General features: G+C 69.1%; 21 protein-coding genes. 8 read left to right on the forward strand and 13 right to left on the reverse strand.

Annotated elements, in window-relative coordinates:
- Window positions 1-3 precede the first annotated feature (3 nt).
- A complete protein-coding gene (locus tag AC1DMS_RS26585) occupies window positions 4-954 on the reverse strand; it encodes a 23S rRNA (adenine(2030)-N(6))-methyltransferase RlmJ (protein ID WP_278875037.1) in 951 nt (316 codons plus the stop codon).
- Window positions 955-1,170: 216 nt separating this feature from the next.
- Here AC1DMS_RS26585 and rplM point away from each other — a divergent pair, with 216 nt between their 5' ends.
- From rplM to mdtD, 4 genes are all read left to right on the forward strand, one after another.
- Complete coding sequence (rplM, locus tag AC1DMS_RS26590) at window positions 1,171-1,602, forward strand: 50S ribosomal protein L13 (protein ID WP_015867439.1); 432 nt, start codon at window positions 1,171-1,173, stop codon at window positions 1,600-1,602.
- Between the two features lie 12 nt (window positions 1,603-1,614).
- Window positions 1,615-2,007, forward strand: coding sequence for a 30S ribosomal protein S9 (rpsI, locus tag AC1DMS_RS26595; RefSeq protein WP_015867438.1), 393 nt, complete (start codon window positions 1,615-1,617; stop codon window positions 2,005-2,007).
- 179 nt (window positions 2,008-2,186) lie between these two features.
- Entirely contained in the window at window positions 2,187-2,552 is a 366-nt protein-coding gene (gene erpA, locus AC1DMS_RS26600) for an iron-sulfur cluster insertion protein ErpA (RefSeq protein ID WP_007827949.1), read from the forward strand.
- Between the two features lie 101 nt (window positions 2,553-2,653).
- Window positions 2,654-4,084, forward strand: a complete 1,431-nt coding sequence (gene mdtD / locus AC1DMS_RS26605; protein ID WP_278875008.1) for a multidrug transporter subunit MdtD — start codon at window positions 2,654-2,656, stop codon at window positions 4,082-4,084.
- A 16-nt stretch (window positions 4,085-4,100) separates the two neighbouring features.
- Here the strand turns inward: mdtD and AC1DMS_RS26610 are convergent, their stop codons facing one another.
- Entirely contained in the window at window positions 4,101-5,228 is a 1,128-nt protein-coding gene (locus AC1DMS_RS26610; RefSeq protein ID WP_015867436.1) for an anhydro-N-acetylmuramic acid kinase, read from the reverse strand.
- A gap of 31 nt (window positions 5,229-5,259) precedes the next feature.
- Window positions 5,260-6,600: a M23 family metallopeptidase gene (locus AC1DMS_RS26615; protein ID WP_015867435.1), complete on the reverse strand. Its 1,341-nt coding sequence runs from the start codon at window positions 6,598-6,600 to the stop codon at window positions 5,260-5,262.
- Between the two features lie 157 nt (window positions 6,601-6,757).
- Here AC1DMS_RS26615 and tyrS point away from each other — a divergent pair, with 157 nt between their 5' ends.
- The gene (tyrS, locus tag AC1DMS_RS26620; protein WP_015867434.1) at window positions 6,758-7,990 is read left to right on the forward strand and encodes a tyrosine--tRNA ligase; all 1,233 of its coding nucleotides are present in this window, start codon (window positions 6,758-6,760) and stop codon (window positions 7,988-7,990) included.
- A gap of 34 nt (window positions 7,991-8,024) precedes the next feature.
- On the opposite strand, the gene AC1DMS_RS26625 is transcribed toward tyrS, so the two are convergent.
- Both AC1DMS_RS26625 and AC1DMS_RS26630 read right to left on the reverse strand, forming a co-directional pair.
- Window positions 8,025-8,642 (reverse strand): OmpA family protein, encoded by a 618-nt coding sequence (locus tag AC1DMS_RS26625; RefSeq protein WP_018906187.1) that lies wholly within the window; start codon window positions 8,640-8,642, stop codon window positions 8,025-8,027.
- Window positions 8,639-9,007, reverse strand: coding sequence for a FecR family protein (locus tag AC1DMS_RS26630; protein ID WP_259347697.1), 369 nt, complete (start codon window positions 9,005-9,007; stop codon window positions 8,639-8,641). The genes AC1DMS_RS26625 and AC1DMS_RS26630 overlap by 4 nt, the downstream gene beginning before the upstream one ends.
- A gap of 272 nt (window positions 9,008-9,279) precedes the next feature.
- Between AC1DMS_RS26630 and AC1DMS_RS26635 the strand changes: the two genes are divergently transcribed.
- Both AC1DMS_RS26635 and dtd read left to right on the forward strand, forming a co-directional pair.
- A complete protein-coding gene (locus tag AC1DMS_RS26635; protein WP_027730707.1) occupies window positions 9,280-10,194 on the forward strand; it encodes a cation diffusion facilitator family transporter in 915 nt (304 codons plus the stop codon).
- Window positions 10,191-10,631: a D-aminoacyl-tRNA deacylase gene (gene dtd / locus AC1DMS_RS26640; protein WP_018906190.1), complete on the forward strand. Its 441-nt coding sequence runs from the start codon at window positions 10,191-10,193 to the stop codon at window positions 10,629-10,631. Before AC1DMS_RS26635 ends, dtd begins: the two co-directional genes overlap by 4 nt.
- Before the next feature lie 18 nt (window positions 10,632-10,649).
- Here the strand turns inward: dtd and ybeY are convergent, their stop codons facing one another.
- Together ybeY and AC1DMS_RS26650 are read right to left on the reverse strand one after the other, a co-directional pair.
- A complete protein-coding gene (gene ybeY, locus AC1DMS_RS26645) occupies window positions 10,650-11,108 on the reverse strand; it encodes an rRNA maturation RNase YbeY (RefSeq protein WP_478181954.1) in 459 nt (152 codons plus the stop codon).
- Between the two features lies 1 nt (window position 11,109).
- Window positions 11,110-12,060: a PhoH family protein gene (locus AC1DMS_RS26650; RefSeq protein ID WP_018906192.1), complete on the reverse strand. Its 951-nt coding sequence runs from the start codon at window positions 12,058-12,060 to the stop codon at window positions 11,110-11,112.
- 20 nt (window positions 12,061-12,080) lie between these two features.
- Here AC1DMS_RS26650 and ruvA point away from each other — a divergent pair, with 20 nt between their 5' ends.
- A complete protein-coding gene (gene ruvA / locus AC1DMS_RS26655; protein WP_018906193.1) occupies window positions 12,081-12,653 on the forward strand; it encodes a Holliday junction branch migration protein RuvA in 573 nt (190 codons plus the stop codon).
- A 22-nt stretch (window positions 12,654-12,675) separates the two neighbouring features.
- On the opposite strand, the gene AC1DMS_RS26660 is transcribed toward ruvA, so the two are convergent.
- Genes AC1DMS_RS26660 through AC1DMS_RS26685 form a run of 6 tightly spaced genes read right to left on the reverse strand, consistent with a single transcriptional unit; the run spans window position 12,676 to window position 20,858 of the window.
- Window positions 12,676-13,668 carry a Bug family tripartite tricarboxylate transporter substrate binding protein gene (locus tag AC1DMS_RS26660; protein WP_155247881.1) on the reverse strand — a complete coding sequence of 331 codons (993 nt, stop codon included), beginning with the start codon at window positions 13,666-13,668 and terminating at the stop codon, window positions 12,676-12,678.
- Window positions 13,669-13,693: 25 nt separating this feature from the next.
- Complete coding sequence (locus tag AC1DMS_RS26665; RefSeq protein ID WP_436289758.1) at window positions 13,694-14,944, reverse strand: alkyl sulfatase dimerization domain-containing protein; 1,251 nt, start codon at window positions 14,942-14,944, stop codon at window positions 13,694-13,696.
- Window positions 14,941-16,275, reverse strand: a complete 1,335-nt coding sequence (locus tag AC1DMS_RS26670; protein WP_478181955.1) for a DUF1254 domain-containing protein — start codon at window positions 16,273-16,275, stop codon at window positions 14,941-14,943. The genes AC1DMS_RS26665 and AC1DMS_RS26670 overlap by 4 nt, the downstream gene beginning before the upstream one ends.
- Before the next feature lie 5 nt (window positions 16,276-16,280).
- Window positions 16,281-17,669, reverse strand: coding sequence for a DUF1254 domain-containing protein (locus AC1DMS_RS26675; RefSeq protein ID WP_478181956.1), 1,389 nt, complete (start codon window positions 17,667-17,669; stop codon window positions 16,281-16,283).
- A 50-nt stretch (window positions 17,670-17,719) separates the two neighbouring features.
- Entirely contained in the window at window positions 17,720-18,721 is a 1,002-nt protein-coding gene (locus tag AC1DMS_RS26680; protein ID WP_412511942.1) for a Bug family tripartite tricarboxylate transporter substrate binding protein, read from the reverse strand.
- A 25-nt stretch (window positions 18,722-18,746) separates the two neighbouring features.
- Window positions 18,747-20,858: an acetate--CoA ligase family protein gene (locus AC1DMS_RS26685; protein ID WP_478181967.1), complete on the reverse strand. Its 2,112-nt coding sequence runs from the start codon at window positions 20,856-20,858 to the stop codon at window positions 18,747-18,749.
- Window positions 20,859-20,865 lie beyond the last annotated feature (7 nt).

Here is a 20,865-nt window from a genome sequence, read left to right on the forward strand (position 1 = left end):
GGACTAGCCGCCCGCGTCGAGCGAGAAGGTGGCGTTCCGGTCCTGCGCCAGCCGCTCCGCCAGCTGGGGCAGCGCGGCCGCCAGCAGCGGCTTCAGCGTGTAGGGCGGGTTGATCAGGAACATGCCGCTGGCCGGCAGGCCCGGACGCTGGGTTTCACCCGTGGGCGTGGTGGTCAGCTTGCTCGACTTGACCGTGAGCGTGGCGTGCAGCCAGGGCTTGCCTGCCTTGGTGGCCAGGGTCTTGAGCCGGCGCGGCAGGTCGTGCGCCTCGGGGCGCGGAATGATCGGATACCAGATGGCGTAGGTGCCGGTGGCAAAGCGCTTGAGCGCCTCGGCCGCGAAGTCGAGCACGCGGCCGTAGTCGCTCTTGATCTCGTAGCTCGGGTCCATCAGCACCAGCGCGCGGCGCGAGGGCGGCGGCAGGAACTTGGTGGCGCTGCCGAAGCCGTCCTCGCGCAGCACCGCGATCTGCCGGCCCGCCTCGAGCTGGGCGATGTTGGCGTCCAGCGTGCGGGCATCGGTGGGGTGCAGCTCGAACAGCTTGAGCTTGTCGTGGTCGCGCAGCAGGTGCTGCACGATGAAAGGCGAACCCGGATAGATGCGGGCGCCGCCCTTGGGGTTGAAGTCGTGGATCACGCTCAGGTAGCGCGCAATCGCATCGGCCAGGGGCGCCTCGGCTTCGGGGGCGGCCTTCTTGGCGGCGGATTTGGCGGCAGGGGCCGGGGCGGCAGGTGCTTTCTTGTCCGCCAGCAGGCGCAGCACGCCTTCGGCGGCCTCGCCGCTGGTGCCGGCGTAGTCGCCGTCCAGGCGGTACAGGCCGGCGCCGGCGTGGGTGTCGACCACGGTCAGCGCTGCTTCTTTTTCGAGCAGGTGGTCGAGCGTGGCAATCAGCACCGTGTGCTTGAGCACGTCGGCGTGGTTGCCGGCGTGGAAGGCGTGGCGGTAACTGAACATGGGGTCGATGGTAACGGCTTGGACGGCCGCTGGGCCCAAATTTGCCCCGATTGGCCGATTCTTCGTATAATCGCGGGCTTCGCAGCGTTTTTGTAGCCCCGCGGCGGAGACACATTACCGCCCTGCGGGCATGTGCAAACCCACCTAAGAGATTCCCGTCAGAGGAACGCCGACCGTGGAAAAGGGCTCGCCAAACCCTCTTTATAGAGAAAACTCATGACCAAAACGTTCAGCGCCAAGCCCGCTGACGTGACGCACGAGTGGTTTGTGATTGACGCGACCGACAAGGTCCTCGGACGAGTAGCCAGCGAAGTTGCTCTCCGTTTGCGCGGCAAACACAAGGCCATTTACACGCCTCACGTCGATACCGGTGACTTCATCGTCATCATCAACGCAGCCCAGCTGCGCGTCACCGGCGCCAAGCCGATCGACAAGGTCTACTACCGTCACTCGGGCTACCCGGGCGGTATCACGGCCACGAACTTCCGCGACATGCAAGCCAAGCACCCGGGCCGCGCCCTGGAAAAGGCCGTCAAGGGCATGCTGCCCAAGGGCCCGCTCGGCTACGCGATGATCAAGAAACTCAAGGTGTACGGTGGTGCAGAGCACCCGCATACCGCCCAACAGCCCAAAGTGCTGGAACTGTAAGGAGCCTTGAGAATGATTGGTGAATGGAACAATGGCACCGGCCGTCGCAAATCGAGCGTCGCCCGTGTGTTTCTGAAAAAGGGCACCGGCAAGATCACGGTCAACGGCAAGGACATCCAAGAGTTCTTCGGCCGCGAAACCTCGATCATGATTGCCAAGCAGCCTCTGGTGCTGACCAACAACCTCGAAGCATTCGATGTCATGGTCAACGTCAATGGCGGCGGCGAATCGGGCCAGGCCGGCGCAACGCGCCACGGCATCACCCGTGCGCTGATCGACTACGACGCAAGCCTCAAGCCGGTGCTGAGCCAGGCCGGCTACGTCACGCGCGATGCACGTGAAGTCGAGCGCAAGAAGGTCGGTCTGCACTCTGCACGCCGCCGCAAGCAGTTCAGCAAGCGCTGATCCTGTTCATTGCGAACAAAAGCCGCCTCCGGGCGGCTTTTTCATTGCCGCGGCCTTGGCGGATGTGCGTTCGACCCCACTTGCGTTGGGTGCTCGCTGCCATCCGCCAGCCAGGAATGCGGCATTGCAGTAGCATTGGTTCATTGGCCGCATGTACGGCCCCCAAGGAGTTATCCCCCATGAGCGCTGTTGCCGAAAACATCCAGACCCAGATGCCCGAACCGATCGTCTTCACCGACAGCGCGGCTGCCAAGGTGGCCGACCTGATCGCCGAAGAGGGCAATCCCGACCTCAAGCTGCGCGTGTTCGTGCAGGGCGGCGGGTGCTCGGGCTTCCAGTATGGTTTCACCTTCGATGAAATCACGAACGAAGACGACACCACCATGACCAAGAACGGCGTGTCGCTGCTGATCGATGCCATGAGCTACCAGTATCTGGTCGGCGCCGAGATCGACTACAAGGAAGACCTGCAGGGCGCCCAGTTCGTGATCAAGAACCCGAACGCCACCAGCACCTGCGGCTGCGGATCGAGCTTCTCGGCTTGATGCCGGGCTGATGCTGCCCCCGCCAGCATTCGTTCCTTGAAAAAAGCCGCCTTCGGGCGGCTTTTTGCTGCCTGCCGCTTTTCCTTCCCCCTCGCTGCCCCATGACATCCGCCGCCACGGCCATCGATCCTGCCCGCAAGAGCCTGCTCTGGCTCGTGGCGATCGGCTTCTTCATGCAGACGCTCGACGCCACCATCATCAACACCGCGCTGCCCGCCATGGCCGCGAGCCTTGGCGAAAGCCCGCTGCGCATGCAGTCGGTAGTGGTGGCCTACGCGCTGACCATGGCAATGCTGATTCCGGCCTCGGGCTGGATCGCCGACCGGTTCGGCACGCGGCGCGTGTTCTTCTCGGCCATCGTGCTGTTCGTCGTCGGCTCCGTCCTGTGCGCCTTGTCGGTGGGCGTGGGGCAGCTGGTGGCTGCGCGGGTGGTGCAGGGCCTGGGCGGCGCCTTGCTGCTGCCGGTAGGGCGGCTGACGCTGCTGCGCACGGTGCCGCGCGGGGAGTTCCTGCAGGCGATGAGCTTCGTTGCCATTCCGGGGCTGATCGGGCCGCTGCTCGGGCCCACGCTGGGCGGCTGGCTGGTGCAGTACGCCTCCTGGCACTGGATCTTCCTGATCAACGTGCCTGTGGGGTTGGCGGGCTGCCTGGCAACGCTGCGCTTCATGCCCGACCTGCGCGGGGCCATCCAGCGGCGCTTCGATGGCGCGGGCTATGCGATGCTGGCCTTCGGCATGGTTGCGATCTCGCTGGCGCTCGACGGTGTCTCGGGCGCGGGGCTGCGCCAGGTCAGCGTGCTGCTGTTGCTGGTGTTCGGCTTTGCGAGCGTGGTGGCCTATTGGCTGCATGCCGCGCGCCGGCCCGAGCCGCTGTTCTCGCCCTCGCTGTTCGGCGTGCCCACGCTCAGCATCGGCTTGCTCGGCAACCTGTTCTCGCGGCTCGGCAGCAGCTGCATGCCGTTCATGGTGCCCTTGCTGCTGCAGGTGTCGCTGGGCTATTCGCCGCTTCGGGCGGGGCTCATGATGCTGCCGATCGCGCTGGCCGGCATGGCCATGAAGCGTTTCGCGACCCCGCTGATCACGCGCCACGGCTACCGCAAGGTGCTGGTGGCCAACACCGTGCTGGTGGGCCTGGCGATGGGCAGCTTCGGCCTGACCGGGCCGGACCAGCCGGCCGCGCTGCACATCCTGCAGTTGCTGGCCTTCGGCGCCGTCAACTCGCTTCAGTTCACGGCCATGAACACCATCACGCTGAAGGACCTGGACGGCAGCATGGCCAGCAGCGGCAACAGCCTGCTCTCGATGGTCCAGATGCTTGCAATGAGCCTTGGCGTGGCGGCCGCGAGCGCAGTGCTGGCCGGCTACAACGGTGTTTTTGGCCTCGAAACGGCAAAGCAGACGCTCGATGCCTTTCAGGCCACTTTTGCCACCATGGGGCTCGTCACGATCGCTTCTGCGCTGATCTTCTGGCATTTGCCAGCAGAAGTGCGCGCCGCCCATCCCGCCCAGCCCGAAGTTTCAGGCCAGGGGTGAGGGCAACTCCGCCCGGTCAGGCCGGATAGATCGCCCCGAGCACGCGCCCGCCTCTTGCGCCTGTCACGCTGGCCAGGTTGCCGGCTTCGCGCCGCAGGGTGCTGCGGGCCAGCCAGGCAAAGGCCGCGGCCTCGACCTGCAGCGGAGGCAGGCCGTGGGCCGTGGAGGCGGCCACTTCCACGCCGGGCAAGTGCGCGCGCAGGCGCTCGATCAGATGGTCGTTCAGCGCTCCGCCGCCGCAGACGATCAGCAGCTTGCTATCGCTTCCATAGCGGAGGACGTCGGCTGCACATACGCTGGCGGTGAATTCAGTCAGGGTGGCCTGCACGTCGGCGGGCGCCGCGCCGATGGCCGGGGCCAGGCAGGCGGAAAGCCATGCGGGATTGAACAGGTCGCGCCCGGTGCTCTTGGGAGGCGCCTTCGCAAAATACGGATCGGCCTGCAGCCGTGCGAGCAGGCCGGGCAGTACCTGTCCGCTGGCGGCCCACCGGCCGCCGCGGTCGAAGGGCTGGCCGGTGTGAAGCTGGCTCCAGTGGTCCATCAGGGCATTGCCGGGGCCGCAGTCGAAGCCGAGCACCGCCGGCTCTCCCGGCGCATCGGCCGCGGGCAGCAGGCTCAGGTTGGAAATGCCGCCGATGTTCAGCACCGCCACGGGTTGGCCCGCGCGCGCGAACAGTGCGCGGTGGAAGGCCGGCACCAGCGGCGCGCCCTGTCCGCCGGCGGCCAAGTCGCGGCTGCGGAAGTCCGCCACCACGTCGATGCCGGTCAGCTCGGCCAGCAGCGAGGGGTTGTTGATTTGCAGGGTGTAGCCGACGCCGTCGAACTCGGTGGGCCGGTGGCGCACCGTCTGTCCGTGCGCGCCGAGGGCCGCCACCTGGCTGGCGGGAGTGCTGCTGTCCGCCAGCAGCTGGCTGGCGACGCCGGCATAGAGCCGGGCCAGGCCGTTGCCGGCCAGCGCGGCGCGATGGAGTTCGTTGTCGCCGGGGGTGTTGAGCGCCATCAGCTCGGCGCGCAAGGCGGCCGGAAAGGGCGCCGTGGCATAGGCCCGCACGGCGATGCGGCCATCCGCGAAATCGGCCAGCACGCCGTCGACCCCGTCGAGCGAGGTGCCGGACATCAGGCCGATGAACAGTTCGCCGGCCACGTCGATGGGAAGGCGAGCCGCGCGCCGGGGCTCAGTCCGCGCTGGCCTGGATGACCGAGAAGGCGGCCGCCAGCTCGGTGCGCGCGCCGACCGCAATGCGCTCGAAGGCCGGGCGCAGGGACGCCGTGATGGGCGCGCCGCCCTCCTGGGCGATGGAGGTCGGATCCTGGTATTCGCCGTTCACGCGGAATTCGAAGTGCAGGTGCGGGCCGGTGGCCCAGCCGGTGGAGCCCACGGCACCGATCGTCTGGCCCTGGGTGATGCTCTCGCCGGCCTTGACGTTGATGCGGCTCAGGTGGGCGTAGGCCGTCTGCTGGTTGTTGCGGTGCTTAATGATGACGATGTTGCCGTAGCCGCTTTGCGTGCCGGCGAAATCGACCGTGCCGTCGCCGACGCTGCGCACCGCGGTGCCCGTGGGGGCTGCGAAGTCGATGCCGTTGTGCTGGCGCCAGCTGTTGAGGATCGGGTGCATGCGCATTGCGAAGCCGCTCGACACGCGCGAGAACTCGACCGGCGAGCTCAGGTAGGCCTTGCGCAGGCTATCGCCGTTCGGGCGGTAATAGCTGCCCTTTTGGCCCTGGGGCTGGAACCACACGGCCTGGTGCACCTTGCCGCCGCTCTCGAACTCGGCCGAGAGCACGCGGCCGCTGCGCAGCGCCTGGCCGTCGGCCTCGAAGGTTTCGTAGACCACGGCGAAGCGGTCGCCCTTGCGCAGCGCGCGCACGTCGACGTCGCCCGCGAAGATGTCGGCCAGCTGGCTGGCGACCGCGTCGGGCACGCGGGAGTCGTCGGTGGCGGCGAACAGCGAGGTGCGGATGACGCCGCTGGCCAGGCGCGTGCCCGGCGTCAGCGTGTCGCGCTCGGTGAGCGCCACGAAGCCGACCGGCGTGCGCTCGATGACGAAGCGCTTGAAGCCGCCGTCGCCATCGGGAATCCAGCGGGCACTCAGCTTCTTGAGCTGGTTTTCCTGCGTGGCTTCGGCCGTGACGGTGCGCCCGGCGCGGGCGAACAGGGCATTGCGGGCCTCGCTGCTGCCGCGCACGAAGGCGGTGGCGGCCGGGTCGGAGATGCCCAGGCGCTTCAGCAGGGCCTCGGCCGTGTCGCTGGAGCGCGTGATGTCGGTGCGAAACAGCGTGAAGCTGAAGTTTTCCAGCGATTCGCTCTGTTCGGCGAAAGACAGCGGAGCGGTCGCTTCGAGGACCTGCTGCACCGGGAGGTCGGCGGCGTCGGGGCCCAGGGAGGCCACCGCCAGGGTTCCGGCGCTCAGCAAGGCAGCCGCGATGAGCGCGGTGATCTGCTTGGGATAGGTCCGGAATGTATAGGCCACGCGAGAAGCCAAAAGCTCCTCGGCGGCGAGAATGCCGTTGATCAAACTATGAATTCCAGCTCAGGTTCTGCAAATCCGCGCTGCAAAGCCCAGGTCGGACGGGGCGGCAGGGCGGTGCGGAAAAAGCGCCGCTTAGAATTCGGCGCTAGAAAAGTCGGGCTGAGTATAGCTTCGGCAACCTGAAAATCAGCTAAAAAAGCCTATGAATGCCGAATCTGTTACATCCACAAGCCTCTCGGATGGTGTAAGACGAGCGCTCGAAATATCGCTCAGGGGCACCGACGAACTGCTGCCGCAGGATGAATGGGTGCGCAAGCTGCAGCGCTCGGAAGCCAGCGGGACGCCGCTGCGCATCAAATTGGGGCTCGACCCGACCGCCCCGGACATCCACATCGGCCACACGGTGGTGCTCAACAAGATGCGGCAGCTGCAGGATCTGGGGCACCGGGTCATCTTCCTGATCGGCGACTTCACGACCACCATTGGCGATCCCTCGGGCCGCAACAGCACCCGCCCGCCGCTGACCCGCGAGCAGATCGAGGCCAACGCCCAGACCTACTACCGGCAGGCCAGCCTGGTGCTGGACCCCGAAAAGACCGAGATCCGCTACAACTCCGAGTGGAGCGACCCGCTGGGTGCCCGCGGCATGATCCAGCTGGCCGCCAAGTACACGGTGGCGCGGATGATGGAGCGCGACGACTTCAACAAGCGCTTCAAGGCCGGCCAGTCGATCTCGGTGCACGAATTCCTCTACCCGCTGATGCAGGGCTACGACTCGGTGGCCCTGAAGAGCGACCTCGAGCTGGGCGGCACCGACCAGAAGTTCAACCTGCTCGTCGGCCGGCATCTCCAGCAGGAATACGGCCAGGAACCGCAGTGCATACTCACTATGCCGTTGCTGGAAGGGCTCGATGGCGTCGAGAAGATGTCCAAGAGCAAGAACAACTACATCGGCATCAGCGAAGACGCCAACACCATGTTCGCCAAGGTGCTGTCGATCTCCGACGAGCTGATGTGGCGCTGGTACACGCTGCTGAGCTTCCAGTCGCTCGCGCAGATCGAGGCGCTCAAGGCCGAGATCGCGGCCGGCCGCAATCCCAAGGATGCGAAGGTGGCGCTGGCCAAGGAAATCACCGCGCGCTTCCACAGCGCGGCCGCCGCCGAGACCGCGGAACAGGATTTCATCAACCGCAGCAAGGGCGGCGTGCCCGACGACATTCCCGAGCTGTCGCTGGGCGGGGCCCCGCTGGGCATTGCGCAGCTGCTCAAGCAGGCCGGGCTCGCGCCTTCGGCCTCCGAAGGCAACCGGCTGATCGACGGCGGCGGCGTGCGCGTCGACTCCGTGGTGATCAGCGACAAGGCGCTCAAGCTGCCCGCCGGCCGCTACGTGGTGCAGGTCGGCAAGCGCAAGTTCGCGCGCGTGACCCTCGGCTGAGGGGCCGCCGGCCGGCGCACCGCGCGCCTGGCTGTCAGCGGACTTCGATCGTGACGCGCCGGTTGCGCGGCTCGTCCACCTCGTCGGCGGTGGGTACCGCGAGTTCGCGCTCGCCGCGGCCCACGGCCTCGATGCGCTTGGCCGGGAACTGCCGTTCCACGAAAAGCTGCACCACTTCCTGCGCGCGCCGCTGCGAGAGCATGTCGTTCTGCTCGAGCGCGCCCTTGGTGTCGGTGTGCCCGGTCACCACGATGTCGCTGCCGCTGCGGCTTTGCGCGGCCATCAGCGCTTCGTTCATGACCTGCTGCGACGCAGGCGTGAGCGTGGTGCCGCCCACTTCGAAGTACACCGTGTAGCGCTGCGGCGCGGGCGGCCGCATGTCGAACAGGATCTTGTGGTCCGCCTGCACCTTGGCCGGGTCGGCCTGGTCGACCACCGGTGCGCCGGAGGCGCCTACCGCAGCGGTTGCGCGCTGATAGGGCTTGGAAAGAACTTCCTCGCCGTCCTTTGCGCGCACGATCACGGCAGAAGGCTTGTCGTCCGCCTGGGGCAGCAGCACCACGCGGGTGCCCGGCGTCGAACATGCGGCCAGCAGCGCAGTGGCCAGCGTGGCAGCAAGAAGAAAGGCCCGGTCCGTCGTCGTCTTCCTCATGGCTGGCCGTCGCTCTGCACGATGAAGTCGGTTCCGCGAATGCCGATGGTGGCGGTCTGCGTCTCCACCCGTATCGCGTCGGGGTTGGTCTTGCCGATCAGCCCGGTGATCATGCGCATCGAGCCGCGCAGCAGCGAGACCAGCACGCCGCCTTCGTGCGTGGTGGCGTTGAAATGGAATTCCTTCAGGTCCAGCCGCGACGAAGGCCCGACCACCAGCGTGGTGTCGTCGCGCAGGACCACGGAGGCGGAAGAATCGGGGCCGGTCACGATGCGGTCCACGGCGGCCAGCGCATCGCCCGCATTGGCCGCGCGGGGCGTGCCGGCGGTACTGAGCAGCTGCACGTTGCCCCGCACCGATTTCACAAACCCTGCCTGTGGTTCTGCAGTGGGCATGGAGCCTGCAGGACGCGCAGGCGCAGGCGCCTGCGCCTGAGCCAACGCCGCTGCGCCCCAGAAGGCGAAGCCTCCCACGGCGATCAGGATTTTTTTCATCATCGTTCTTCTGCGAATGTCTCGCGGTGCCACAAATATTAAATACATGGAGTCGGCAGATGGAGGCCGCGCTCGATAATTCGATCGCGGATGCGGACCTTTGCCGCATTCTTGCCGACTTTTATCGCCAACGCCTTTCCTGCATGACTTTCACGCCCAAGACGCTGCTTCGTGTTTCCGTGGTGGTTGCGCTCGTCACCATCCTGCTCAAGGGCCTGGCGGGCTATGTGACCAACTCGATGGGCCTGATCTCCGATGCGATGGAGTCCTTCGTCAACCTTGCCAGCGCGATGTTCGCGCTGGGCATGGTGACCATCGCCTCGCGGCCGGCCGATGAAGACCATCCCTACGGCCACCACAAGGCCGAATATTTCTCTTCGGGCTTCGAGGGCATCCTGATCGTCGGCGCGGCGGCCGCCATCCTCTGGGTCTCGGTGCAGCGGCTGCTTGCGCCGCAGCCGCTCGAGCAGCTGGGCTGGGGGCTCGGGCTCTCGGTGGTCAGCTCGGGCTTCAACGCGGCCCTGGCTTTTGCGCTGTTCCGCGCCGCGCGGACGCACCGCTCGATTGCGCTCGAAGCCGATGCGCGGCACCTGATGACCGACGTGTGGACCTCGGCCGGGGTGGTGATCGGCATCGTGGCCGTGCACTTCAGCGGCTGGCTCTGGCTCGACCCGGTGCTGGCCATTGGCGTGGCGCTCAACATCGTGCGCGAAGGCGTCAGGCTGGTGTGGCGCTCGTCGCAGGGGCTGATGGACGAGGCGCTCGACGCAGAGACCATTGCCACGCTGCGCGCCACGCTCGACCAGTTTGCCGCACGCATGCCGGAAGGCACGCGCATGCGCTTCGACGACATGGTGACGCGGCGCGCGGGCCAGCGCCGCTTTGCCGACCTGCACATGCATGTGCCCGGCGAGTGGACGCTGCAGCATGCCGCCGCGATGCGCGACGAGCTGGAGCAGGCATTGATGGACGCCGTGCCGGGCCTGCGCGTGACCATCCAGCTGCTGCCGCTGGGCATGGAAGCGCGCGGGCCGCGCATCGAGGAAGAAGCCGCATGAAAGCCATCGTCCAGCGCGTGGCCAGTGCGCGCGTCGACATCGCAGGGCAGACCGTCGGCGCGATCGGCGCCGGCCTGCTGGTGCTGCTGTGCGCCGAGCGCGGCGATGCCGATGCCATGGCCGACCGCATGCTTGCCAAGCTCCTGAAGCTGCGCATCTTTTCGGACGAGGCGGGCAAGATGAACCGCAGCGTGCAGGACATCGGCGGCGGCCTGCTGGTCGTGAGCCAGTTCACGCTGGCGGCCGACGTGAGCGGCGGCAACCGGCCCAGCTTCACGCAGGCGGCCGCGCCCGACGAGGGGCGGCGGCTCTACGACTATTTCGTGGACCGGGCTCGCGCCGCCCATCCGGTGGTGGCCACCGGCGAGTTCGGCGCCGACATGCAGGTGCACCTGGTCAACGACGGGCCGGTGACCATCCCGCTGCAGATGGCGTAGCGCCGCCGCGCGCGGGTCTCAGCGGCCGTACGGATTGCGGATGCCGACGCCCGCGAGGATCTCGATCTCGCGCGCTTCCATGGCCTCGGCGTCGGCCTCGCCGGTCTCGTGGTCCCAGCCCTGCGCATGCAGCGTGCCGTGAACCAGCAGGTGCGCGTAATGCGCGGCCAGGGTCTTGCGGTGCTCCTTCGCCTCGCTCGCGACCACCGGCGCGCACAGCACCAGGTCGACCATCACCATCGGGCTCTGGGTGTAGTCGAAGGTCAGAACGTTGGTGGCGTAGTCCTTGCCGCGGAACTCGCGGTTCAGGCGCTGGCCTTCCTCGGCATCGACGATGCGCACCGTGATCTCCGCGTCGATCTCGAGTGCATGGCGGATCCAGCGCGCGACGCTGTGGCGCGGCAGCGCGGCACGGTGCCGCTCGACGCCCTTGAAGCGCGCGAACTGCAGCGAAAGGGACAGTGCGGGCAATGCCATCTCAATGCGCCCCGCCGCGTTTGCGCTGCCCGTCGTAGGCATCGACGATCTTGGCCACCAGCGGATGCCGCACCACGTCGGCGCTGGTGAAGTGCGTGATCGAGATGCCGTTCACGCGCCTGAGCACGCGCTCGGCATCGATGAGGCCGCTCAGCTGCTGCTTGGGCAGGTCGATCTGGCTCACGTCGCCCGTCACCACCGCCTTGGCGCCGAAGCCGATGCGCGTGAGGAACATCTTCATCTGCTCGACGGTGGTGTTCTGCGCCTCGTCGAGGATGACGAAGGCGTTGTTCAGCGTGCGCCCGCGCATGAAGGCCAGCGGCGCGATCTCGAGCGCATTGCGCTCGAAGGCCTTCTGCACCTTCTCGAAGCCCATCAGGTCGTAGAGCGCGTCGTACAGCGGGCGCAGGTAGGGGTCGACCTTCTGCGTCAGGTCGCCCGGCAGGAAGCCGAGCCGCTCGCCGGCTTCCACCGCCGGCCGCGTGAGCACGATGCGCTGCACCGCGGCGCGCTCCAGCGCATCGACCGCGCAGGCCACCGCGAGGTAGGTCTTGCCGGTGCCGGCCGGGCCGATGCCGAAGGTGATGTCGTGCTTGGCGATGTTGTCGAGGTACAGCGCCTGCGTGGGCGTGCGCGCGCGCAGGTCGGCGCGGCGGGTGACGAGCAGGGCCGAGTCCTCGTCGCTCATCGAGCCGTCGCCCGCGAGCGTGAGCTGCACCACGGCCGGATCGATCGGGCGCTGCGCGATCTCGTAGAGCGCCTGCAGCACGTCCATGGCGCGCTGCGCGGCGGCCTTGGGGCCGTCGACCTTGAACTGCTCGTGGCGGTGCGCGATCTTCACGCCCAGGGCCTCCTCGATGCGGCGCAGGTGCGCGTCCAGCGGGCCGCACAGGTGGCCCAGGCGCGAGTTGTTGGGGGGAGCAAAGGTGTGTCGCAGAATCACGCCGGACATTTCAAGGAAAAAGGGCACCCATGATAGGCAAACTCACCGGCATCCTGGCCGAGCGCAACCCACCGCAGGTGGTGGTGGACTGCAACGGCGTCGGCTACGAGGTCGATGTGCCGATGAGCACGTTCTACAACCTGCCCGGCACCGGAGAGCGCGTTTCGCTGCTCACGCACTTCGTGGTGCGCGAGGACGCGCAGATTCTCTACGGTTTCGGCACCGCCGAGGAGCGTGCGGCCTTTCGGCAACTCATCAAGATCAGCGGCGTGGGCCCGCGCACCGCGCTCGGCCTGCTGTCGGGCATGAGCGTGGGCGAGCTGGCGCAGGCGATCACCACGCAGGAGCTCGGCCGGCTCGTGAAGATCCCGGGCATCGGCAAGAAGACCGCCGAGCGGCTGCTGCTCGAACTCAAGGGCAAGCTGGGCGCCGACATCGGTCTGCCCGCCCATGCGGCCACCGACGCGCAGGCCGACATCCTGCAGGCGCTGGTCGCGCTGGGCTACAGCGACAAGGAAGCCGCGCTGGCGCTCAAGGCGCTGCCCAAGGACGCGACGGTGAGCGAGGGGATCAAGCTGGCGCTGAAGGCATTGGCGAAATAACCGGGCGCGTGCGCGGCGCCGGTCATTCGGGCGTCAGCCCGATCTCCTTCACCAGCGCGCCCCAGTCGCGCATGTCCTTCTGGATCGTCGCCGCGAACTGCTCGGGCGTGTTCTGCGGCAGGTCGTTGAAGTTCAGCTCGTACATGCGGCGCACCACCGCAGGGTCGCGCAGCACCTGGTTCACGGCTTCGTTGAGCTTCTTCACGACGGCCACCGGCGTCTTGGCCGGCGCCAGCAGGCCGTACCAGGCGTAGGTGGTGAAGGGGTAGCCGCTCTCGGTCATGGTCGGCACGTCGGGCAGCATCGGGATGCGCGAGGGGCCGCTGTTGGCCAGCGCGCGGATGCGGCCGGCACGCACGATCTCCACGGTCGACGAGATGTCGGCGAACGCCGCATCCACCTGGCCGCCCACCAGGTCCTGCACGCAGGGGCCGCTGCCCTTGTACGGTACGTGCGTCATCACCAGGCCGGCCTGCTTCTTGAGGCTTTCCATCGCCAGGTGGCCGCCCGAGCCGTTGCCCCAGGAGCAGTAGCTCAGCTTGTCGGGCCGCGCCTTGGCGTAAGCGACGAACTCCTGGATCGTTTTCACCGGCAGGTCCTTGCGCACCAGCAGCAGGTTGCCGCCGCGCCCGACCTGCGCCACCGGCGCAAAGTCCTTCAAAGGGTCGTAGGGCAGCTTCTTGTAGAGGCTGGGGTTCACCACCATGGCCGCGGCATAGGTGAACAGCAGCCGGTAGCCGTCGGGCGCTGCGCGCGCTGCCAGGTCGGTGCCGAGGATGCCGTTGGCGCCCGGGCGGTTGTCGACGATGAAGGTCTGCTTCAGCTTCTTGCCGAGTGCGTCGGCGATCAGGCGCGCGATGGTGTCGGTGCCGCCGGCCGGCGCGGTAGGCACCACCAGCGTCACGGGCTTGTCGGGGTAGCTGTCGGCCTGCGCATGGCTGGCGGCGGCCAGTGCGGCCAGGCCGCAGGCGGCGAGCGTGCGCAGGCTGCGGCGCAAGGATGTTGTGCTTGTCATGGTCCGTGTCTCCGATGGAAAGGCTTCAGCGCATGCCGAAGCGCGCCTGCGTGCCTTGTTCGATCATGTCCGCGCCGACGCGGTACAGGTTGCGCGAGACGTAACTGGGCACTTCGCGCGCACGCTCGCGCAGCCATTCGGCCTTGAGCGAGCGCGCCTCGGCGATCTCGGGGGCGTCGCCCTCGGCGGTGGCCAGCAGGTCGATCACGTGCAGCGCGAGCTGCCACTGCTTGGCCGCCGCCAGCTTGCGCGCCTGGTCGATCACGCCGCGCTTGTCGGTGATGGCGTCGGCCACGGCGCGGCCGATGGCCTCGGGCGCGGCCGGGTGCAGCGAGGTCGGGTTGCGGTCCCACCAGCCGTTCTCCGAGCGGTAGATGTCGCGCACGATGTAGCCGGGATCGCCGTAGGTGGGCTTCATCCAGTCGACCGCGAAGAGCTCGTCGGGAAAGCGGATGCGCGCCAGCACGTCGCGCTCGTTGAGCCCTTCGTTCATGAGCCGCACCACCTCGGCGCGCAGCCAGCGCAGCGCGCGGGCCGTGTGCAGGAGCACGTGCTGCACCTGCTCTTCGCCTTCGAGCGTGGCGCCGAATTCGCGCACCGCCTTGCGCGGCTTCAACGCTGCCAATGCCTCCAGCGTGTCGGCCCAGCGCACCGTGTCGCGCATCGTGCGAAAGGGCGTGCCGATGTTGGGAATGGAGTCGATCAGCGCCGCGCCGCCGTACAGCACGCGCTGCGCGGGGCTCCAGAGCGCGATCGCATCGTCGGTTTCCGACGGTGCCCAGCGCAGCTCGACGCGGCGCTCGCCGCTGCCGATCTGCAGCAGGCCGTCGAAGGTTTCGGTCGGCGGGTGCATCACAAGGCGATGGTCGAAGAAGCCCGGCGGGCGGTTGAACTGGATCTCGGCCATGCGGTGCTGCAGGGCCAGCGTCTCGCCGTAGCGCGCGAGGCGGCGCGGCACGTTGCGGTGCGCAATGATTCGCGGCGGCGCATCGCCGCGCGCGGCGGCATGGGCCAGCCACATCGGCACGCCGGCGTTGTAGCCGATGTGGCCATGGCTGAAGCACAGCGCATGCACCGGCGCGTCGCTGAGCTGGCGCAGCGCATCGATCATGCCCTCTGTCACCGAGCCGCCCGGGCCGGCATCGATCACGACCAGGCCCGCGTCGGTCTCGGCCACGAAAGACTGCCCCTGCCCGCGCAGGATGTGCAGGCCCGGCGCCACGGTCTCGGTGCCGGTGCCGACGATGAGGAAGGGCTTTTCAGCGGTGGCGGTCATGCGGTTTCCTTGGTGACGGTGAGGGGCGGCAGCAGGTAGTGGCCGTCGAGCAGTTCGGCGCGCGGCACGTAGGCGCGCAGGCAGAGGTAGAAATCGCCTTCGGGCGCCGGCAGCCAGTTGGCCTGCGCAGCCTCGCCCTCCGGCCGGGCGTGCTGGATGTGCAGCGTGAGCCCGCCGTCCGCATCGCGACGCAGGCCCGGCGTACGGTCGCCGATGGCGTAGCGGTCGATCGGGTTGTCGACCAGCATGTAGTCGCGCGTGTCGTACATCGTGAGCGACCAGAAGGCCTCGACCGGCGGCATCGCGCCGGGCGCAAAGCGCAGCGTGTAGCGGCGCTGGCCGGTGAGTGCTTCGCCGGCCACGTCGTGCCAGGCCATCGGGTAAGTGGCCTCGCGGCTTTCGAGCATGCCGATGTACTTGAGCGCGACCAGCGCGCGCGCCAGGTGGTCCTCGCCAAAGGAGCCTTCCACCAGCGGCATCTGCACCCAGCCCGAGGCCGTGGTGCGGCCCGATTGCGCCTCGCGCAGCCGCGGCAGCACGGTGTCGAGCGCGGCCTGCAGCGCGGCGCGCTGGCCGTCGTCGAGCGCGCCGGCGCCGGGCCCGATCCCGAGCGCGGCATAGCGTGCGAGCCGCGCCGCATCACCGACCGGCGGCACGTTGTCGCGCAGCGCCGCGTTCACCTGCGCGGCGAAGTGATCGGCCGTGAGCGGCGCCTTCGGGTCGCAGGCCGGATCGAAGGCGCGCGGCGCCGAGGCGCGGCCGGCCTGCCAGTCGGCCAGCGTGCGCACGAGAAAGCCGTCTTGCAGCGCGTTGACGGCCGGCACGTCCTGCGGGCCGTCGACCAGCAGGCGCCCGATGATCCACAGCCAGCGCGTGGGCGCCTCGATGCGCGCGCCCGGTGCGTCGAAAGCCGCGGGCAGCGGGCTGCGCCATCCCGGCGGCGTGACCACGAAGGACCGCGCCGCCGTGCCCGTGAGGCGCTGCCCGAGGTGGGCGAAGGGGTTGGTGAAGAAGTCGAGCAGGCCCAGCACGTAGTAGCGGCCGGCGGTGTCGGGCACGTCGATCACGAGCGGGCCGTCGCCCAGGTCGAGCCAGGCGTTGGTGTAGAGCGTGTCGTTGTTCGGCGTGACGACGCGGCTCTTGCCTGCGCGCAGCAGCTGGCGCGCGTGCGTGAACACGTTGCACCAGCGCTGCGGGCGCGGCGCCTCGCCGGCGGCATTGGTGCGCTGCGGCGAGGTGGCCGCGCGCATGCGGCACATCTCGTAGAGCGGGTAGGCGTAGACCACGGCCTCTTCGGCCAGGGCTTGAAGGGTGTCGGTGTGCGGCTGCATCGTGCTCAGTCCTGCTGCGCCTGCAAGGCCGGAATGCGCCAGCTCTGCACGCCCTCGCGCGGGTAGTACATGCGCAGGATCAGGTAGAAGCGTCCGGCCGGTGCCGGCAGCCAGTTGGCGGCGTCGGCGGGGCGCGCGTGGCTCACCACCAGCTCGAGGCTGCCGTCGGCGGCGCGCTTCAGGCCGGGCGTGCGGTCGCCGATCGCGTGGCGGCGGATCTCGTTGGCGTAGAGAAAGCGGTCGGTGCCGTACAGGGTGACCGACCAGAAGGCGTTCGCGGGCGGCAGGTCGCCGGCCTCGAAGCGCATCGCGTAGCGGCGTTGGCCGTCCAGCGGCTCCTGGTTGGCGTCGTGGTGCGCGGCGGCGTACACCGCCTCGCTGGTGGCGAGCGCGCCCAGGCCCAGGTAGGCGGTGCGCGCGCGGCCGAGGAACTCGTTGCCGTAGCGGCCAGTGGCCGGCGTCATCGACCAGGGCTTGGGCCGGCGGTTGCGACCCACCGCGCCGACCAGCTGCACGCCCTCGGCGAAGCCTTCGATGAGGCCTTCGCGCAGTGGCGCTTCGAGCGCGTCCCACGAGAACGCGGCATTCGCCAGCAGACCGCCCTGGCCGAACCACGCCACGAGGCCGCGGTCTTCCACGCGGCCCGGCGCCTCGGCCAGTGCGTGGCACACGTTGGTGAAGAAGTGCGGCGCCACTTCTGCGGCCGGCTCGCCATGCTCGAAGGCGGCGGCCATGGCGTCCTCGTACGGACCGGCCCATTGCTCGACGGCGGCTGGGCGGCCCTGCAGCACGGTGCCGGGCGCGGGTTTCAGTTGGATCTCCGACTGCAGCGCGCGCGCGGCCGGCCAGTCGCTTTCGTCGCCCACCAGGATGCGGCCGATGAGCCAGACCAGATCGGTCGGGCAGCGCACCACGCGGTGGGCGGCGAGCGACTCCGGCACCGTGCCGCCCGGGCCCACGAGCACCACGGTCTCGCCCTCGGAGTTGCAGTTGCGCGGGCCGAGGTTCTCGAAGTTCTCGGTGTAGGCGTCGTACAGCGGCAGCACGAAGTAGCGCCCGGGATGGCGCGACGACGCGGGCACCGTGAGCAGCATCGGCCCATGGGCCAGGTGCAGCCAGGCCATGGTGTAGAGCAGGTCGTTGGCGGGCGTGACCACGTCGCGGTCTTCGTGGGTGGAGGGGCGCGGCGCATGGTGCAGCGTGTTCATCGGCGCACGCACGTCCGAGCCCGCCGAGGCGCCGCTGCGGCGTTCGGCGCGGGGCGCGGTCTGCATGGCGCAGGTGCGGTAGGTTTCGGTGAGCGGATAGCCGTAGACGAAGGCGGCCAGGCCGATGGAGCGGGCGAGCGCCTTGCGGGCAATGGCGATGTCGGGAACGGAGACGGGAGCGTTCATGGGGGAGGACCTCGGGACTGGGGTTCGAAAGGAAGATGTGGGAAGACGGTTCAATCGAGCTTCACGCCCGTGGCCTGCGTGAGCTTCAGCGTCACGGGCAGGAAGGCCTTGTAGGCCGCGACGGCTTCGGCCGGCAGGTTGCCCACGGGCTCGGCGCCGAGTTCCTCGATGCGCCGGCTCACCTCGGGCTGGCGCACCACCGCGCTGACTTCGCGGCCCAGGCGCTCGACGACGGCATCGGGCGTCTTCGCCGGCGCCATCAGCGAGGTCGGGCCGGTCATCGCGTAGACCTCGTCCGCATAGCCTTGCTCGGCAAAGGTCGGCACCTCGGGCAGCGCGCGGGCGCGCCGGGTGCCGGCCACGGCCAGCGGGCGCAGCTTGCCGGCCTTGATGTAGGGCTGCAGCGTGGTGATGGAGCCCACGGTCATCTGGATCACGCCGCCGATCAGGTCGATCGCCATCGGGCTCTCGCCCTTGTAGGGCACGTGCATCGTCTGCAGGCCGTAGGCCTTGTCCATGTACACCTGCACCTGGTGCGGCTGCGTGCCCGGGCCCCACGAGCCCATCGAATACTTGCCGGGCGCGGCCTTCACGGTGGCGATCAGGCTCTTGAAGTCGGTGGCCGGTACGGAAGGGTGCACCGCCAGCACCGTGCGCGTGGTGGCGATGTCCGACACCATGCGCAGGTCGGTGCGCGGGTCGTAGGGCAGCTTGCTGTAGAGCACCAGGTTCGCGGTGACGGGGCCCGGCACCGTGAGCAGCAGCGTGTAGCCGTCGGGCGGGCTCTTGGCGACGTAGTCGGTGCCGATGATCCCGCCCGCGCCGCTGCGGTTCTCGACCACCACCGGCTGGCCCAGCCGCTTGGACAGCCCCTCCGCCAGGAGCCGCGCGAGGATGTCGGTCGAGCCGCCCGCCTGGTACTGCACGATGATGCGCACCGGCTTGGAGGGGAAGGGCGGCTCCGCCGCCGACGCCGCGCCGCCCGCCGCGAGGGCCAGCCCGGCGCCCAGGCTGAGTGCGCGTCCAAGTCCGTTCTTCGATGTCGTGGTCATGCGATGTCTCCGGGGTTGTCGTTCGTCAGGGCGCGCGGCCGATGACCAGCGCATCGGCCGCCACACAGCCGCCCTCCGCCTGCGGCCGTGCGATCAGCGGGTTGATCTCGGCGCTGTCGAGCGAGTCGCCAGCGCGCTGTGCAAAGTCCGCGAGCGCGCACAGCGCATCGGCAATCGACGCGAGGTCCGCCGGCGGACGGCCGCGCGCGCCGTTCAGGATCGCGAAGGCGCGCAGCTCGCGCACCATGGCCAGCGCGTCGTCGCGCGTGATGGGCAGCGCGCGCAGCGACACGTCGCGCAGCGTCTCGACGTGGATGCCGCCCAGGCCGAACATCAGCACCGGGCCGAACACCGGGTCGCGGTGCACGCCCGCGATGCACTCGACGCCGCCTGCCAGCATGCGCGCCACCAGCGCGCCGTCGAGCCGCGCATCGGGCCGCGCCGTGAGCGCGTGGTTGCGCGTGCGCTCGAAGGCCGCGCGCGCCTGCGCCGCGCCGCGCAGGCCGAGCGCCACGCCGCCGACGTCCGACTTGTGCGGAATGTCGGCGCTGACGATCTTCACCACCACCGCGTCGCCGAGCGCATCGGCGGCGGCCGCGGCCTCGTCGGCGCTGCGCACCACGCGGTGCGCGACCACGGGCACGCCGGCGTCGGCCAGCAGGGCGAGTGCTTCGGGCTCGGACATCGCGCCGGGGGAGAGCGTCAACGGTTCAGCGGCTGGTGCCTCAGCCACTGCAGCAGCGGACGCAGGCTTCAGCCCCGCCAGCGCAGCGATCGTGCGGATGCCGTCCGACGGATCGGCGAACACCAGGCAGCGCATCGCCTCGAGCTCGGCGCGGCGCTCCGGCGACAGCAGCGTGCTCACCGCCAGCAGCGTGTCGGGATACGCCTCGCGCAGCGAAGCCACGAGCGAACGCAGCACCGGCCAGAACGCATCCGACGCACCGGCCGCCGCGAGAAAGCCCATCCACGATGCAAAGCCGCGGTCGTCGAGCATCACGCGGGCCGTGCGCTCGATCAGCGTCATGTCGTTGGTGACCTGCCCCGTGATGTCGACCGGGTTGCGCGGCGCCGCGAAGGGCACCCAGCTGCGCAGCCTGTCCTGCGCGGAATCGCCCAGCGGCTGGACATCGAGGCCCTGCGCCGAGGCCTCGTCGGCCATCAGCGCGCCGACGCCGCCCGAGAGCGTGAACAGGCCGATCGAGCGGTCGCGCGGGCGGCCCGCCACGGCCGCGCTGTGGGCCAGGTCGAAGAACTCCGTGAGGTTGCGCGCGCGCAGCACGCCGTACTGGCGGAACACGGCGTCGTACACCGCGTCGTCGCCCGCCAGCGCGGCGGTGTGCGAGGCCGCGGCCTCGGCGCCCAGCGCGGTGCGCCCGACCTTGACCATCACCACCGGCTTGCCGTTGGCCTGCGCCAGGGCCAGCGCCGCGCGCAGCCGCGGGCCGTCGCGGCAGCCTTCCATGTAGGCCATGATCACGTCGGTGCCGGGGTCCTGCGCGAGCCAGGCCAGGCAATCGGCGACCTGCACGTCGGCCTCGTTGCCGGTGGTGGCCCACAGCGACAGGCCGACGCCGCGCGCCCGCGCCATCGCGTACGCATAGGCGCCGAACGCGCCCGATTGGCTCACCAGCCCGATGCGCCCCGGCGCCACGCGGCCCACGCTGGGCGCCGGGGAGAAGGTCGCATACACATGGCGTGCAATGTTCATGAAGCCCAGGCAGTTGGGGCCGACCAGCCGCACGCCCGCGGCACGCGCCTTGTCGCCGAGCCGGGCCTGCGCCGCCGCGCCCTCGGCGCCCACTTCGGCGAAACCCGAGGAGAACAGAACCACGCCTTTCACGCCCGCCGCGATGGCGTCGTCGAGCGCGCCGTCGACCAGCGCCGACGGCACCGCGAGGATGGCCAGGTCCACCGGCTGGCCGATGGCGCGCAGGCTCGCAAAGGCAGGCAGCTCCTGGATGCGCTCGGCGTTCGGGTTGACCGGGTAGAGCGGACCGTCGAAGCCGAAGCGGCGCTGGTAGTCGACGGGGATGCCGCCGATCTTCTGCGCGTTGGCCGAGGCGCCGACCACCGCAATGGCACGCGGTGCGAACAGCGCCGACAGGGATTCGGCTTGCGAGGAGAAGAAGTCCATGGACATG

This window comes from Variovorax sp. 05T418, assembly GCF_056396385.1.